Raw genomic sequence first — 14,611 nt, 5'->3', positions numbered from 1 at the left:
CACGCAATATCCGGTAAAGCCCGCGCCGGACAATGACTAGGATAAGCACAGCTTATGTATGAAGCCCTCGGTGTTTTGTCGCTGGACCTGTTGCGCGCCTTCGAGGCGGCGGCCCGTCATCGCAGTTTTACCGCTGCGGCGGTTGAGCTCGGCACGACGCAACCGGCCATCAGCCAACAAATCAAACGGCTGGAAGAACAGCTCGGCACGCGGCTGTTCGATCGTATCTACCGTGGCATCGAAATGACCGAGGTCGGCTCGATCCTGTTCGAGCAAGTTACCCTTGGTTTGCAGAATATCGACGCGGGATTAAGCGCGATCAGCTCACAACAGCAGCACGAAGTGCTGCAGGTCGCTACCGACTTCGCCTTCGCCGCGTATTGGCTGATGCCGCGCCTGCACCGCTTCCATGAAGCTTATCCACAGGTGGATGTGAGCCTGGTCACCAGCGAGCGCAATCACAACATGCTGCGTCCGGATGTCGATGTTGCCGTGCTATTCGGCGACGGTCGCTTCAAACAGGGCGAGAGTCACTGGTTGTTCAGCGAAGAAGTGTTTCCTGTTTGCAGCCCGCAATTGCTCAAGGATCGTCCCCTGCCCTTGCCGGCCCAGGCACTGATGGAGTTTCCGCTGCTGCACCTGCGCGGGGAAAACAGCAGCAACTGGTTCGATTGGAGCGGGCTGTTCCGCGCGCTGAACATCAGCGCGCCGCCAGCGCCGGGCCAGCTGCGCTTCGACAATTACACCCTGCTGATTCAAGCGGCGATTGGCGGTCAGGGCGTGGCGATTGGCTGGCGGCACCTTGTGGATAACTTGCTCACTCAAGGTCTATTGTGCCGGCCGATCGCCGAAACCACCCTGTCGCGTCTCGGTTATTACGTGGTGCTGCCACAGCGCAAGCGCCGGGGCGCGTTGATCCAGACGTTCGTCGATTGGCTGATGGCCGAACAGGCCAGCAGCGCCGAATCCCTGGCCGGGCTGCCGCTGCCGGCGATTGCGGTTTGACGGCTCAGGAAGCGGCAACAAAATCCACGTGTTGATGGATATGCAGATTCAGTCGCAGCTCATCGGCAATCCCCACCGCCACCCGGTTCAGGCGTTCCAGCGGTTCGGCCAGACCCGGTTCCAGCGTGCGGCCGACCTGACTGAAATGCTCGATCGTCAGCCCGGCGACGCTGCGCGGTGCGTTCACCAGCGTCCAGTGCAGAGGGCTGCTTTGCAGGGCTTCGCGCACTTCCAGAGCGGCGTGGCGTTGCAGCGGTTCGGCGTTTTCCGGATCGTCCAGTGCTTCGAATTCGCCGATGACAAACAGCCGCGAGACGTTTGCCGCCTGTAGCCCATCGATAAGCGCATCCACCGCCAGCACCTGTTCCACCGGCCCCAGCACCACGGATTTTTCGACATGATCGCTGCTCAGCGGCAAGCCCGGCGCATTGAGCAGGCAGATCACTGCCGAGCTGCCGGCGACACTCTGGTTGACCCGCTCGGCATCGAGCAGATCGCCGCTTTTGGTGCGCAGCCCCGGCCGTGGCGCGAGCGCCGTCAGATCGTCGAGGATGGCAATGACTTCATGCTGGCGACGCAGCAGTTCAGCCATCAACGCACTGCCCAGGCTACTCATGGCACCATAGAGCACCACTTTCACCGCCGGGGTTTCGGCATTTTTCATGGCTGAGGTTCCTTTTGTTTTCCCTTGTATGGCGTGTGACATACGGGCAACGGCGAGGGTTCGAACCGATTCAGAGGGTTTGCGATGCAGACGATCAAGGGTTATCACGCCCACGTTTATTACGACGCCAGCACCATTGAACAGGCGCGGGCGCTGTGTGAGCAGGCAGCAGCGCTGTTTCCATTGAAGATGGGCCGCGTGCACGAACGTCCGGTTGGCCCGCACCCGGACTGGAGCTGCCAGCTGGCCTTCGGCCCGGAGCTGATCGGCGATGTGCTGCCGTGGCTGGCGCTCAATCGCAAGGGATTGGTGGTGTTCCTGCACCCGGACACCGGCGATGACTTGCTCGACCACACCGACCATGCAATCTGGATGGGCGCGATGCGGCCGCTGGATCTGTCTGTTTTTTAATCAGATGGTTTCTTCGGGTTCGCCAGGTAAATGCTCGTCCAGGTGCAGCCATGGCAACTGGCTGTCGGTCCAGATATGCCGCTCTGCGGCGGCCTGCTCCGGATGATCCAGTGTGGCGACCGTCAGATCGATGCTCTCGGGGCTGAGCAGCGTCACCAGCGCCAGTTGTGCGCCGCAGTTCGGGCAGAAGAACCGTGCGCAGCTGTCTGAAGAGTCGTAGCGCGAAGGTGTTCCGGCCAGCCACAGGAAGTTCGCTGCCGGCAGCGTGATCCAGGTGGTGACGATGCCACCGCTGACTTTTCGGCAAATCGAACAATGACAGTGGGCGATGTCGTGCAATGCTCCGCTGAACTGATAGCGGATACGTCCGCAGTGGCAGCCACCGCCGTGCAAATCAGTCATAGTGATTCCACCGTCGCGTCAGGTGATCAGGTTGAGTTCTCGCGCCTTCTCGTCGTTGATGACTACGACCGACGTAGGGCTGAAGCCCATAGTCTTTACCAGTGTTCTCATTTCTCTGCTCAATGACTCCTGCAGAGGGGCAATCCATTCTTTACGAAAATTGCGGATCACCAGAACACACTTTACCGGACAGTTGCCAAGATTCAGCTTCCTGAACTCTGCAGGAAGAAGATCCTCTGCATCATCATGACGCTTGAGGCAGGCAGCGAATGTCAGTTGCACCGAGTTTGTAAATTTCTGTCGGATTTCCTCAACGTAGATCGCATGCTCTCGTGGTGCGCTTGATTTTGCCTCTATGAACCAAGCTGCCTGAGTATTATTTGGTGCATCTCGCAATAGAACAAACTCAGAGACCTTTAACCCTTCTCCCAATCTGGTGAAAATTGGGCTGGTCTCAATCGGGAAGCACTTGTCCTTAGGGTAAGGTCCGAAATTCATTCCGGATTCCTGGATTGAAATGCTCATCCCAATGCCAACTCCACTTCTTCCTCATAGAGTCGAATTGATTCATCAACAATCGGATTTGTCGGCATGCCTTTGAGCAGATCATCACCCATCCATTCACCATCAATAGACGACAAGACCGGAATGGATATTTGTTGTTTTTGAGCCGCCAGATACAAAGCTTTGATGACGAAATACGAGTGACTGGCAATGAAAAACTGAATGCCACTTCCGGCCAGGGATACGATGATTTCTACCAGTTTGGTAATGGCAACCGGGTGAAGAGCTGACTCCGGTTCGTCAATGAATACCATCGAGTCTTTCGTCAAAAAACGGTTGCCCAGCAAGGTATCGAGAATGGCAATTTTCTTGATGCCCTCAGCCGTTGATCCGATCTGGAACTTCTGGTTGCCCTTCTTGAATTGCCAGCGATTTGAACTGCTATCGAATTCGACTTTTCCCCCGAACATCTCTTCCAGGTTCTCTCTGGCTTTTGCGAAGTGCGTGTGGTTTCTTCCTTTCGTAGGAAGGAGGCGCAGGGCTTTGGCCAAGTCGTAGTAGGTGTCGTCGAATCCGAAGTCCTTATCAATATCGCGGCTTTTTAGAATGATGTGTTGCAGCGAAAGCACTTCCTTGGGAGGAAGAAAAATTGAATTGCTGCTCCGAGGTGGGACGTGGTTCTCTAAAGAAGTGATGTTCTTCGTCGTATCTTTGCCGAAGCTGTAACGAAATTCACGCGCATCCACCTTGACTCTGCAGGACAAAGGGCCGTCTGCACTTTTGGTTACCAGATCGCCAATCTTGTCGGCCTGATATGTCCAATAAAGCTTGTCAGTCAGGATTTCTGCTGCCGAACGCTGATCATTTCCCCGCTGATACTCTTCGAGTGTTCGCATCGTGCAATACAGCGCCTTGAGCAAAAAGGTTTTGCCAGCACTGTTTGCACCGATGATCAGATTCAGGTTTGAGAGCTTGCTCCAGCGAATTTTCTGTAATGGGCCGAAATTGTCTAAATCAACGCTGTTGAGCATTGGTTGGAGCTCCTCTCAAACTTTGCCGTGGTCGCAAGCCTAGCATTGCGAATGCCTTCCATACAGCGGTGAACATGGCCCTTCAAAATCTCCGGAAGGATCTTACGATCACGTTCTATTGCAGATTCACTTGTTGCACGAAACTGTCCGAGCCTCCCGTCAGACCTTTCATCCGCGAAAGGTAGCTGAAAGGTTCCCCGATTAGGATCGCCCCCACTGCCGGCAACAGACCGGTTGGCCAACGCGTGTGATTGCTCGCACGACAGGCCCAATTAACAACAACAATGGTGATTCTGATGTCCTCTGCAACCCGCCTCCTCGCTGCAACTCCGCCCGTACGCCTCGTGCTTCCCGTTCTGCGCTGATCCCGCCCGATCCGCTCACTTACTTAGCCGCGCTACGCCTGGAGTATTCCCATGCTGACTTTCCTTGGCTTCGCCATGGTCATCACGTTCATGTTCCTGATCATGACCAAGCGCCTGTCTGCGCTGATCGCTCTGATCATCATCCCGATCCTGTTCGCCCTGTTCGGTGGCTTTGCTCCGAAGATCGGCCCGATGATGCTCGAAGGTATTACCAAGCTCGCGCCGACCGGCGTGATGCTGATGTTCGCGATTCTGTATTTCGCCCTGATGATCGACTCCGGCCTGTTCGACCCGGCCGTGCGCAAGATCCTCAAACTGGTCAAGGGCGACCCGCTGAAGGTTTCGGTCGGCACCGCCGTACTGGCGCTCGTCGTTTCCCTCGATGGTGACGGCGCGACCACTTACATGATCTGCGTGGCCGCCATGCTGCCGCTGTACAGCCGCATCGGCATGAGCCCGCGGATCATGGCCGGTCTGATCATCCTCGCCGGTGGCGTGATGAACATGACCCCATGGGGTGGCCCGACCGCCCGTGCCGCCAGTGCGCTGCATGTGGACCCGTCGGACATCTTCGTACCGATGATCCCGGCGATGGCCGCCGGTGTGGTGGCGATCCTGATCATTGCCTACTTCTACGGCAAACGTGAGCGTGCGCGTCTGGGTGAGCTGCACCTGATCGGCGACGAAATCGATCACAGCGAAATCAGCGTCTCGCAATTCCCGGATGCCCGCCGTCCGAAACTGATCTGGTTCAACGGCCTGCTGACCCTGGCGCTGATGTGCACGTTGATTGCCGGCCTGTTGCCGCTGCCGGTGCTGTTCATGGTGGCGTTCAGTATTGCCATGATCGTCAACTACCCTTGCCTGCAAATGCAGAAGGATCGCGTCGCGGCCCACGCCGGCAGCGTGCTGTCGGTGGTCAGTCTGATCTTCGCGGCGGGCATTTTCACCGGTATCCTGTCGGGCACCGGCATGGTCGATGCGATGTCGAAAAGCCTGCTGGCGGTGATCCCTGATTTCCTCGGCCCGTACCTGGCGGTGATCACGGCGCTGGTGAGCATGCCGTTCACGTTCTTCATGTCGAACGACGCGTTCTACTACGGTGTGTTGCCGGTGTTGTCCGAAGCGGCCAGCCATTACGGCATCACCGCGGTGGAAATGGCCCGTGCCTCGATCGTCGGTCAGCCGGTTCACCTGCTGAGCCCACTGGTGCCGTCGACATACCTGCTGGTGGCACTGGCGGGGATCGAGTTCGGCGATCACCAGCGTTTCACCCTGAAGTGGGCAGTGCTGGTCTGCCTGTGCATACTGGTCGCCGCCTTGCTGTTGGGGACTTTCCCGCTGTTCAGCACGTTGTAACGGCACCAAACTCACCCGGACGCCAGCTGATTGCTGGCGTCCTGGTTTAACACTCGCTCAAAGGAATACACATGGAATGGCTGACCAACCCTGAGATCTGGGTTGCCTTCTTCACCCTGACCGCCCTGGAAATCGTTCTGGGCATCGATAACATCATCATGATTTCGATCCTGGTCAGCCGCATGCCCAAACACATGCAGCAGCGGACCCGGATCTTCGGTCTTGGCCTGGCCATGATCACGCGGATCCTGTTGCTGCTGTCGATCACCTGGGTCATGCGCCTCACCGCCGACCTGTTCGAAGTGTTCGGCCAGGGCATTTCCGGTCGCGACCTGATCCTGTTCTTCGGTGGCCTATTCCTGCTGTGGAAAAGCTCCCAGGAGATGTACCACGCACTGGAAGGTGAAGACGAAGCTGGCGACGAGCCTTCGGGCAAGGGCGGCAACTTCCTCTACACCATCATCCAGATCGCAATCATCGACATCGTGTTCTCGCTGGACTCGGTGATCACCGCCGTCGGCATGGTGTCCCACGTTCCGGTCATGGTCGCGGCGATCATCGTGGCCGTGCTGGTGATGATGCTGGCCTCGGGCAAGATCAGCGAATTCATCGACAAGCACCCGTCGCTGAAAATGCTCGCGCTGTCGTTCCTGCTGGTGGTCGGCACCGTGCTGATTGCCGAATCGTTCGACGTGCACGTACCGAAAGGCTACGTCTACTTCGCCATGGCGTTCTCGCTGGCGGTCGAAGCGATCAACATCAAGATGCGCACCGCCATCGCGAAAAAACGCAAACAGCAGGATCCGGTGAAGCTGCGCAAGGATATTCCGGGTCAGTAACCCGAACGCAGTGAACATGACAAAGGGGCCTTCGGGCCCTTTTTTCATGGCCGCATGAACCTGTTTTCATGACACTTTTGTTTCAATCCCCGCTTTAGCTGTGCAATGCTGGCGCCCAGACCGTTAGCCAACTACAGCTTAAGTATCAGAACGTAGAAATTGCGCGGTACCGTCCACTTGCCCCTCTGGGGCGCTGCTATTACAGGGGGTCTGCATGCTCACCCTGCTCAATTTGCTGTCTGCCGTGGCCCTGCTGATCTGGGGCACGCATATCGTTCGAACCGGCATCCTGCGGGTGTACGGCACCAATCTGCGCCACGTGATCGGCCAGAACATGTCCAGGCGCTGGCTGGCCTTTGTCGCCGGCATCGTTGTCACTGCGATGGTGCAGAGCAGCAACGCCACCGCCATGCTCGTGACGTCGTTTGTCGGTCAGGGCCTGATGGCGTTGACCCCGGCCCTGGCGACCATGCTGGGTGCCGACGTCGGTACGGCACTGATGGCGCGGGTGCTGACGTTCGACCTGTCGTGGCTGTCGCCGCTGCTGATTTTTATCGGGGTGATTTTCTTTCTGTCGCGCAAACAGACGCGGCTCGGGCAGATGGGCCGCGTGTCCATTGGGCTGGGGCTGATCATTCTGGCGCTGCAACTGATCGTCGAGGCCGCTGCGCCGATCACCCATGCCCAAGGGGTGAAGGTGATTTTCGCCTCGTTGACCGGCGATATCCTGCTCGACGCCCTGGTCGGCGCGCTGTTCGCGATGATTTCCTACTCCAGCCTGGCGGCCGTGCTGCTGACCGCGACGCTCGCCGGCGCTGCGGTGATCAGCCTGCCGGTGGCGATCGGTCTGGTGATCGGCGCCAACATCGGCAGCGGCGTGCTGGCGTTCATGAGCACCAGCATGCAGAACGCCGCCGGCCGGCAGGTGGCGCTGGGCAGCCTGCTGTACAAACTGATCGGGCTGTTGCTGATCATTCCGGTACTCGACCCGCTGGTGCACTGGATCGACAGCCTGGATTTCAGCCCCCAGGAAATGGTCATCGGCTTCCACCTGCTCTACAACACCGCGCGCTGCCTGATCCTGCTGCCGAGCGTCGGGCCGATGGCGCGGCTGTGCGCCTGGCTGCTGCCGGAGCGGCCGGAGGTCAACGGCACCGCCAAGCCCCGCCACCTTGATCCCACCGCGCTGGTCACGCCGAGCCTGGCACTGGCCAACGCCGCCCGGGAAACCCTGCGCATGGGCGACCTGATCGACAACATGCTCGACGCGACCCTCGACGTGCTGCGCGGCAAACAGACCGCCGTCACCCAGGAAATGCGCAAGCTGACCGATGACGTCGAAGCGCTGTACAGCGCGATCAAGCTGTACCTGGCGCAAATGCCTCGCGAGGATCTCGGCGAACAGGACAGTCGGCGCTGGGCGGAGATCATCGAGCTGGCGATCAACCTCAAACTCGCCAGCGACCTGATCGAACGCATGCTGCGCAAAGTGCAGCAGCAGAAGACTTCGCAGCGCCGCTCGTTTTCCGAAGACGGACTGGAAGAACTGGCCGGCCTGCAACAGCAATTGATCGCCAACCTGCGACTCGGGCTGTCGGTGTTCCTCAGCGGCGACAAGGAAAGCGCCCGCCAGTTGCTGCGCGAGAAACGTCGCTTTCGCGCCCAGGAGCGGCGTCTGGCCCACGCCCATGTCAGCCGGTTGCAACGCAAGATCGTGCAGAGTATCGAGACCAGTTCGTTGCACCTGGAGTTGATTGCCGACATGAAACGTTTGAATTCGCTGTTCTGCAGCAGCGCCTATGTGGTGCTGGAAACTTCCGATACCGGCGCGCTGGCGGCGGACGATATGGCGGACATCACGCATTCGCCTTGAACGTCTGGGGTTGTGGTCAGTCAGTAACTCAAGGTTCGGCCTCGCGGCCGGACTGACGACACGGATCTCCAATTCAGCCGTATGGAAGCTCGTTATGCGTTGCCTGTTGTTCGCCTGTCTGCTGCTCGGTTCCCTGCCCGCCTTCGCCCTGGATCGTTTTCAGGTCGAAGGCTATGCGCTGCCCAACGGTTTGCAATTGCTGCTCAAGCCCGGCACCGAGCGTGGGCACGTGGCGATCCGGTTGGTGATCGGTGTCGGTCTCGACGATTTCGACTGCAATGAAAAGGAGCTGCCGCACCTGCTCGAACACTTGCTGTTCAGCGGCATCGACGCCACCGGCGAAGGTGGCCTCGAAGAACGCATGCAGGCCCTCGGCGGCGACTGGAACGCTTTCACCAGCAACGCCGACACCACGTTCGTCATCGAAGCCCCGGCGAAAAACCAGCGCAAGGTCCTCGACCTGCTGCTGGACCTGCTGACCCAGACCCGCTTCGATGACAACGCGATCAACGCCGCGAAACGGGTGGTCGAGCGCGAGGACGGCGGCCATTACACCCGGTTGCAACGCTTCCTCGACCGGCAGGACCTGGGCCACACCGCGAGCAATCAGCTGGCGGTCGAGCTGGGTCTGAAATGCCCGCAGCGGGCCGAAGTCGATGGCCTGACTCGCGAACAACTGGAGAAGGTGCGCAAGGCCTGGTACGCGCCGAACAACATGACCCTGATTGTCGTCGGCGACCTCGACAAACTGCTGCCGGCCTATCTGGAACGGGCATGGGGCGCGCTGGAAGCGGTCGAGCCGAGCGAACACCGTCCGCTGCCGGACATCCGCGCCAGCGCCGCTCACGAACGCACGATCACTCGCGGCTTCATCGGCAACAGCGCCAAGCTGCACTGGCTGGTGCCGGAGCCGGTGCTGGACGATCAGTACGACGAAACCTTCGACCTGCTCAAGGAATACCTGGAGTGGGCGTTGTACCGCCAACTGCGCCTGAACCACGGTTTGTCCTACGGGCCGTGGGCCGAGCGCGAAGTGTTTGGCGGCGTCGGTTTCATGAGCCTCAACGCCGACCTGGATCGCGGCGATATCGCCGAAGCCGAGCAGGTGCTGGAAGACCTCAAGGCCGACCTGCTGAAAAACGGCCTCGACGCCGACACCTTCAATCGCTTGAAACAAGCCGCCATTGCCCACCAGGCCTGGGCCGTGCAAGGCACCAGCGCCATGGCCGACTATTACTGGAGCGCGCTGGGCGACTACGAGGATGGCCGCTTTGCCGATCCTGCGCGGGAGCTGCAAGGCGTGACGCTGGAGGCGGCGAACAAGGCCATGCGCGAGTTGTTGCTGCAACCGGGCTATCTGCGGATCGAGAAACCGCTGCTCAGCGACGATCAGGTGTTGTGGCTGCTGGCGGGCGGATTGGGCGTGCTGGTGCTGATTCTGCTCGGCTGGCGCCTGCATCGGCGCAAGTCCGTGCATCCAGACTGACCGGCAGCCTCGCCACACGGCCCGGCGGGCGGTACTCTGTCGAGGTTTTTTTCCTATCCAGTCGTGAACCGCCCCCATGTCTAAATTGACCCTCCTGATCCAGCGCATTCTCGAACTGATGAAGCGCTACCCCGGGGTCATTGCGCTCGGTGGTTTCATCTCCGGAGTCGGCAGCTTCATTCTGGTCGACCGGCAGCAGGGGCTGGCGAGCTGGATCACCACGATCATGCTGCTGAGCTGGATCTGGCTGATGCTGGAAAACAGCCTGACCAAACTGTTCACGCGCATCTTCAAACGGGAAATCCCTCAGCCGCTGCTGCGTTACGCGACGCAGATGATCCACCAGGAAAGCCTGTTTTTCGTCCTGCCGTTCTTCTTCATCACCACCACCTGGAACAGCGGCCAGCTGTTTTTCACCGGGCTGCTGTGCATCGCGGCGCTGATTTCGATCATCGACCCGCTCTACTACAAGTGGCTGGCGCCACGGCGCTGGGCATTCCTCGCGCTGCACACCCTGACCCTGTTCGCCGCCCTGCTTACGGCGCTGCCGGTGATCATGCACCTGACCACTTCGCAAAGCTTCAAATGGGCGCTGGGGATTGCGGTGGTGTTGTCGTTCCCGAGCCTGGCGTCGATCTTCCCGATCCGCACCGTGCGCAATGCGCTGGCGATCCTGTGCATTACGGTCGGCATCGGTGGCGTCGGCTGGGTCCTGCGTTCTTGGGTGCCTCCGGCAACGTTGTGGATGACCGACGTGGCGATCAGCACCCAGGTGCAGGACCGGGTTCCGGGCGCCAGCCTCAAGGAAGTCAGCGCCGAGCAGATCCGTGGCGGCGGGCTCTACGCCTACACCGCGATCAACGCGCCGCGCGGGCTCGACGAGCGGATTTATCACGTCTGGCAGTTCAACGGCAAAGAGGTCGACCGCATCGCCCTCGACATCCACGGCGGGCGCAAGGAAGGCTACCGGGCCTGGACCCACAAGCAGAACTTCCCCGGCAACCCGGCAGGCAAGTGGCAGGTGCGGGTGTTGACCGAAGACGGTCAGGTGATTGGCGTGCTGCGCTTCGAGGTCACGGACAGCACACCGACCAAAGAAAAGTAACCGGGTTCGTGCTATTACGTAGGTTCGTCTCGATAGCCGAACAAGCACGGAGCTTATGACCAGCAGCCCAATGACCGGCAGTGCCCGCCTGGACACCTCGATCACCCCTGCCCGCCTGCGGGTCACCGGGGACTGGACGCTTGCCCATTACGCCGACCTCAAGCAACTGAGCGAAACGCTCCACGGCCAGTACGACGCCAACACTCCCATCGACCTCAACGGCCTCGGCGCCCTCGACACCGCCGGTGCGTCGCTGCTGGTGGAACTGCTCGGCTCGGAGCGGCTGGGCAAGTCCGCCGAACACCCCGACTGCACGATTTCCAGCGCCGACCGCGCCCTGCTGCAGACCGTGTATCGCTCGCTGACCGATTTCTGCGTGCCGATCAAGGAACCGGAAATCAGCGTCAGTGTGCAACTGCTGACGCGCATCGGTCGGGCTGTCGACACGGTCTGGCGAGACACCTTGCAATTGCTCGGCTTCGTCGGCCTGATTCTCGAAACCATCGCCCGCAGCCTGTTCCGGCCCAAGCGTTGGCGGATCACGCCGATGATCGCCCACATCGAACAGACCGGCCTCGACGCTGCGCCCATCGTGGCGTTGCTGACCTTTCTGGTGGGCGCGGTGGTGGCGTTCCTCGGGGCGACGGTGCTGGCCAGTTTCGGTGCCAGCGTATTCACCGTGGATCTGGTGGGCTTCGCCTTCCTGCGGGAGTTCGGCGTTTTGCTCACAGCGATCCTGATGGCCGGCCGCACGGCCAGTGCCTTCACCGCGCAGATCGGCTCGATGAAGGCCAACGAGGAAATCGACGCGATTCGCACCCTCGGCCTCGACCCCATGGAATTGCTGGTGGTGCCGCGGGTGCTGGCGCTGCTGGTGGCGCTGCCGATGCTGACCTTTCTGGCGATGATTTGCGGGATCGTCGGCGGCGCGGTGGTGTGCGCGGTGTCGCTGGATATCTCGCCGGCGATGTTCCTGTCGCTGCTGCAAAGCGACATAGGGATTCAACATTTCCTGGTGGGTCTGGTCAAAGCCCCGATCTTTGCTTTCCTGATCGCCGCCATCGGCTGTCTGGAAGGCTTCAAGGTCAGCGGCAGCGCCGAATCGGTCGGCGCCCACACCACCTCAAGCGTGGTGCAATCGATTTTCGTGGTGATCGTGCTCGATGCGGTTGCCGCGCTGTTTTTCATGGAGATGGGCTGGTGAGTCGTCTACCCCGCGCGCCCTCCGAGGCGGTGATCGAAGTCCGTGGCCTGTGCAATCGCTTCGGCAGCCAGAGCGTGCACGAGAACCTCGATCTCGACTTGTACAAAGGCGAAATCCTGGCCGTGGTCGGCGGTTCCGGCAGCGGTAAATCGGTGTTGCTGCGCAGTATCGTCGGCCTGCGCCAGCCCAGCGAAGGCATGGTCAAGGTGTTCGGCCAGAACCTGCCAAGCTTGCCGGAGCATGAGCGCTCGCTGATCGAGCGGCGCTTTGGCGTGCTGTTTCAGAAAGGCGCGCTGTTTTCGTCGCTGACCGTCACCGAGAACGTCGCCCTGCCCCTGATCGAACACGCCGGTCTGAGCCGCGACGACGCCGAGCATCTGGCGGCGGTGAAGCTGGCGCTGGCCGGTCTTCCGCTGTCGGCAGCGGACAAGTACCCGGCTTCGCTGTCCGGCGGCATGATCAAGCGCGCGGCACTGGCCCGGGCGCTGGCGCTGGACCCGGACATCCTGTTTCTCGACGAACCCACCGCCGGCCTCGATCCGATTGGCGCGGCGCAGTTCGACCAATTGATCCTGACCCTGCGCGATGCCCTGGGCCTGAGCGTGTTTCTGGTGACCCACGACCTCGACACGCTCTACACCATCACCGACCGCGTCGCGGTATTGGCGCAGAAGAAGGTGCTGGTGGCCGGTCCCATCGACGTGGTCTCGGAAACCGACGACGCGTGGATTCACGAATACTTCCACGGCCCTCGCGGCCGCTCGGCGCTGGACGCCGCCAAACAGCTCAACGAGGTCTGACATGGAAACCCGAGCCCATCATGTGTTGATCGGCCTGTTCACGGTGATTGTGGTGGCAGGCGCCCTGCTCTTCGGTCTGTGGCTGGCCAAGTCCAGTGTCGACACCGAGTTCAAGGATTACGAAGTCGTGTTCAACGAGGCGGTCAGCGGCCTGTCCCGGGGCAGCCCGGTGCAGTACAGCGGGATCAAGGTCGGCGACGTGGTCAGCCTGCGCCTCGACCCGCAGGACCCACGTCGGGTGCTGGCACGGATTCGTCTGGCCGGCGACACGCCGGTCAAGGAAGATACCGAAGCCAAACTGGCCCTGGCCGGGATCACCGGCACCTCGATCATCCAGCTCAGCGGAGGCACGCCGCAAAGCCCGAAACTCAAGGGCCATGACGGCAACCTGCCGACCATCGTCGCATCGCCCTCGCCCATCTCGCGGCTGCTCAGCGACAGCAACGATTTGATGAGCGGGGTCACGACGTTGCTCAGTAATGCCAATCAGATGTTCTCTGCCGACAACATCGAGCGCGTGAGCAAGACCCTCGAGCATCTGGAGCAGACCACCGGTTCGATCAACGATCAGCGCGGCGACCTGCGTCAGGCCATGCAGCAACTGGCGACGGTCGGCAAACAGGCCGGCAACATGCTCGAACAGACGTCCGCGCTGATGCGCAACGCCAACGGCCTGCTCAACGATCAGGGCAAACAGGCGCTCGGCAGTGCCGAACAGGCGATGAAATCCCTGGAGCAAAGCAGCGTCACCATCAACGGCCTGCTCAGCAAGAATCAGAATTCCCTCGACAGCGGCATGCAGGGCCTCAACGGCCTGGCCCCGGCGATCCGCGAACTGCGTGAAACCCTGAACTCGCTGCGCGCCATTTCCCAACGCCTGGAGGCCAACCCCAGCGGCTACCTGCTGGGCAGTGACAAGAACAAGGAGTTCACGCCATGAAGCTGACTCGCCTCGCCCTCCTCGCCGGCTTCACGCTGATCAGCGCGTGCTCGATCCTGCCCAAGTCCGAACCGTCGGATGTCTATCGCCTGCCGACGGCACAGGCGCCCGCCTCGGCCAGTTCGGCATCTACGCAGCACTGGTCGTTGCGTCTGAACAAACTGCAGGCCAGCGAAGCACTGAACCGGCCAAGCATCGCGGTGATTCCTCAGGGCGATGTGATCAGCAGCTACAAGGCCTCGCGCTGGAGCGATCCGGCGCCGGTGCTGGTGCGTAACCGGTTACTGGATGGATTCCAGCGCGATGGCCGGATATCGCTGTTGAGCACCGACGACAGCAACTTCCAGGCGGACCTGGAACTGGGCGGCAGCCTGCAGGCGTTTCAGACCGAGTATCAGGGCACGCAGGCCAGCGTGGTGGTGCGGGTCGATGCGTTGCTGGTGCGCGGTTATGACCAGCGGATTCTCGCCAGTCGCCGCTTCGAAGAGCGTCAGCCGCTCAGTGATGTGAGGGTCCCGGCGGTGGTGGCCGGATTCGGTCAGGCCAGTGATCGTCTCACCGCGAAAGTCGTGGCGTGGGCGGTGGAGCAAGGGCAGAAAGTTGCTCCACCTGCCCGGCCTTGA

General features: G+C 60.6%; 15 protein-coding genes. 11 read left to right on the top strand and 4 right to left on the bottom strand.

Translation table 11 applies throughout. The features are described from left to right. Window positions 1-54: 54 nt before the first annotated feature. Complete coding sequence (locus ACTJK9_RS14970) at window positions 55-1,005, top strand: choline sulfate utilization transcriptional regulator (RefSeq protein WP_440814623.1); 951 nt, start codon at window positions 55-57, stop codon at window positions 1,003-1,005. A 4-nt stretch (window positions 1,006-1,009) separates the two neighbouring features. On the opposite strand, the gene ACTJK9_RS14965 is transcribed toward ACTJK9_RS14970, so the two are convergent. Continuing rightward, entirely contained in the window at window positions 1,010-1,669 is a 660-nt protein-coding gene (locus tag ACTJK9_RS14965) for an NAD(P)-dependent oxidoreductase (protein WP_064592438.1), read from the bottom strand. 84 nt (window positions 1,670-1,753) lie between these two features. Between ACTJK9_RS14965 and ACTJK9_RS14960 the strand changes: the two genes are divergently transcribed. Further along, window positions 1,754-2,080 (top strand): DOPA 4,5-dioxygenase family protein, encoded by a 327-nt coding sequence (locus tag ACTJK9_RS14960; RefSeq protein ID WP_074689769.1) that lies wholly within the window; start codon window positions 1,754-1,756, stop codon window positions 2,078-2,080. Here ACTJK9_RS14960 and ACTJK9_RS14955 read toward each other — a convergent pair whose 3' ends face one another. From ACTJK9_RS14955 to ACTJK9_RS14945, 3 genes are read right to left on the bottom strand one after another with little or no spacing between them, the layout of a single operon-like run. Beyond that, complete coding sequence (locus ACTJK9_RS14955) at window positions 2,081-2,482, bottom strand: GFA family protein (RefSeq protein ID WP_085612505.1); 402 nt, start codon at window positions 2,480-2,482, stop codon at window positions 2,081-2,083. 18 nt (window positions 2,483-2,500) lie between these two features. After that, window positions 2,501-3,007 (bottom strand): hypothetical protein, encoded by a 507-nt coding sequence (locus ACTJK9_RS14950; RefSeq protein WP_143492957.1) that lies wholly within the window; start codon window positions 3,005-3,007, stop codon window positions 2,501-2,503. Beyond that, window positions 3,004-4,017 carry an AAA family ATPase gene (locus ACTJK9_RS14945; RefSeq protein WP_440814619.1) on the bottom strand — a complete coding sequence of 338 codons (1,014 nt, stop codon included), beginning with the start codon at window positions 4,015-4,017 and terminating at the stop codon, window positions 3,004-3,006. The genes ACTJK9_RS14950 and ACTJK9_RS14945 overlap by 4 nt, the downstream gene beginning before the upstream one ends. Window positions 4,018-4,433: 416 nt before the next feature. Between ACTJK9_RS14945 and ACTJK9_RS14940 the strand changes: the two genes are divergently transcribed. From ACTJK9_RS14940 to ACTJK9_RS14900, 9 genes are all read left to right on the top strand, one after another. Then, the gene (locus ACTJK9_RS14940) at window positions 4,434-5,741 is read left to right on the top strand and encodes a CitMHS family transporter (protein WP_007954069.1); all 1,308 of its coding nucleotides are present in this window, start codon (window positions 4,434-4,436) and stop codon (window positions 5,739-5,741) included. A 71-nt stretch (window positions 5,742-5,812) separates the two neighbouring features. Further along, on the top strand, window positions 5,813-6,580 hold the full coding sequence (locus ACTJK9_RS14935; RefSeq protein ID WP_039764900.1) for a TerC family protein: 768 nt from the start codon (window positions 5,813-5,815) through the stop codon (window positions 6,578-6,580). A 214-nt stretch (window positions 6,581-6,794) separates the two neighbouring features. Next, window positions 6,795-8,453: a Na/Pi cotransporter family protein gene (locus ACTJK9_RS14930; protein ID WP_108558906.1), complete on the top strand. Its 1,659-nt coding sequence runs from the start codon at window positions 6,795-6,797 to the stop codon at window positions 8,451-8,453. A 94-nt stretch (window positions 8,454-8,547) separates the two neighbouring features. After that, on the top strand, window positions 8,548-9,939 hold the full coding sequence (locus ACTJK9_RS14925) for a M16 family metallopeptidase (protein WP_440814615.1): 1,392 nt from the start codon (window positions 8,548-8,550) through the stop codon (window positions 9,937-9,939). Between the two features lie 76 nt (window positions 9,940-10,015). Beyond that, the gene (locus ACTJK9_RS14920; RefSeq protein WP_440814613.1) at window positions 10,016-11,044 is read left to right on the top strand and encodes a DUF5924 family protein; all 1,029 of its coding nucleotides are present in this window, start codon (window positions 10,016-10,018) and stop codon (window positions 11,042-11,044) included. A gap of 55 nt (window positions 11,045-11,099) precedes the next feature. Beyond that, window positions 11,100-12,248 carry an ABC transporter permease gene (locus tag ACTJK9_RS14915; RefSeq protein ID WP_064592455.1) on the top strand — a complete coding sequence of 383 codons (1,149 nt, stop codon included), beginning with the start codon at window positions 11,100-11,102 and terminating at the stop codon, window positions 12,246-12,248. Further along, the gene (locus tag ACTJK9_RS14910; RefSeq protein ID WP_039764888.1) at window positions 12,245-13,048 is read left to right on the top strand and encodes an ABC transporter ATP-binding protein; all 804 of its coding nucleotides are present in this window, start codon (window positions 12,245-12,247) and stop codon (window positions 13,046-13,048) included. Before ACTJK9_RS14915 ends, ACTJK9_RS14910 begins: the two co-directional genes overlap by 4 nt. Before the next feature lies 1 nt (window position 13,049). Beyond that, window positions 13,050-13,988, top strand: a complete 939-nt coding sequence (locus tag ACTJK9_RS14905; RefSeq protein ID WP_039764886.1) for an MlaD family protein — start codon at window positions 13,050-13,052, stop codon at window positions 13,986-13,988. After that, entirely contained in the window at window positions 13,985-14,611 is a 627-nt protein-coding gene (locus tag ACTJK9_RS14900; RefSeq protein WP_440814609.1) for an ABC-type transport auxiliary lipoprotein family protein, read from the top strand. Before ACTJK9_RS14905 ends, ACTJK9_RS14900 begins: the two co-directional genes overlap by 4 nt.

The organism is Pseudomonas sp. 22082 (assembly GCF_052046055.1).
In the GTDB taxonomy this organism is placed as follows: Bacteria; Pseudomonadota; Gammaproteobacteria; order Pseudomonadales; family Pseudomonadaceae; genus Aquipseudomonas; species Aquipseudomonas pharyngis.
Note: the sequence above shows the minus strand (reverse complement) of the source record. Positions and strands in the feature narration are given on the sequence as shown.

What these genes read in the sequence shown, in the direction of transcription:
- ACTJK9_RS14960 (WP_074689769.1), top strand. Translation starts at nt 1,754, where the DNA reads ATGCAGACGATCAAGGGTTATCACGCCCACGTTTATTACGACGCCAGC.
- ACTJK9_RS14950 (WP_143492957.1), bottom strand. Translation starts at nt 3,007, where the DNA reads ATGAGCATTTCAATCCAGGAATCCGGAATGAATTTCGGACCTTACCCT.
- ACTJK9_RS14935 (WP_039764900.1), top strand. Translation starts at nt 5,813, where the DNA reads ATGGAATGGCTGACCAACCCTGAGATCTGGGTTGCCTTCTTCACCCTG.
- ACTJK9_RS14925 (WP_440814615.1), top strand. Translation starts at nt 8,548, where the DNA reads ATGCGTTGCCTGTTGTTCGCCTGTCTGCTGCTCGGTTCCCTGCCCGCC.
- ACTJK9_RS14920 (WP_440814613.1), top strand. Translation starts at nt 10,016, where the DNA reads ATGTCTAAATTGACCCTCCTGATCCAGCGCATTCTCGAACTGATGAAG.
- ACTJK9_RS14905 (WP_039764886.1), top strand. Translation starts at nt 13,050, where the DNA reads ATGGAAACCCGAGCCCATCATGTGTTGATCGGCCTGTTCACGGTGATT.
- ACTJK9_RS14945 (WP_440814619.1), bottom strand. Translation starts at nt 4,017, where the DNA reads ATGCTCAACAGCGTTGATTTAGACAATTTCGGCCCATTACAGAAAATT.
- ACTJK9_RS14900 (WP_440814609.1), top strand. Translation starts at nt 13,985, where the DNA reads ATGAAGCTGACTCGCCTCGCCCTCCTCGCCGGCTTCACGCTGATCAGC.
- ACTJK9_RS14955 (WP_085612505.1), bottom strand. Translation starts at nt 2,482, where the DNA reads ATGACTGATTTGCACGGCGGTGGCTGCCACTGCGGACGTATCCGCTAT.
- ACTJK9_RS14915 (WP_064592455.1), top strand. Translation starts at nt 11,100, where the DNA reads ATGACCAGCAGCCCAATGACCGGCAGTGCCCGCCTGGACACCTCGATC.
- ACTJK9_RS14970 (WP_440814623.1), top strand. Translation starts at nt 55, where the DNA reads ATGTATGAAGCCCTCGGTGTTTTGTCGCTGGACCTGTTGCGCGCCTTC.
- ACTJK9_RS14940 (WP_007954069.1), top strand. Translation starts at nt 4,434, where the DNA reads ATGCTGACTTTCCTTGGCTTCGCCATGGTCATCACGTTCATGTTCCTG.
- ACTJK9_RS14930 (WP_108558906.1), top strand. Translation starts at nt 6,795, where the DNA reads ATGCTCACCCTGCTCAATTTGCTGTCTGCCGTGGCCCTGCTGATCTGG.
- ACTJK9_RS14965 (WP_064592438.1), bottom strand. Translation starts at nt 1,669, where the DNA reads ATGAAAAATGCCGAAACCCCGGCGGTGAAAGTGGTGCTCTATGGTGCC.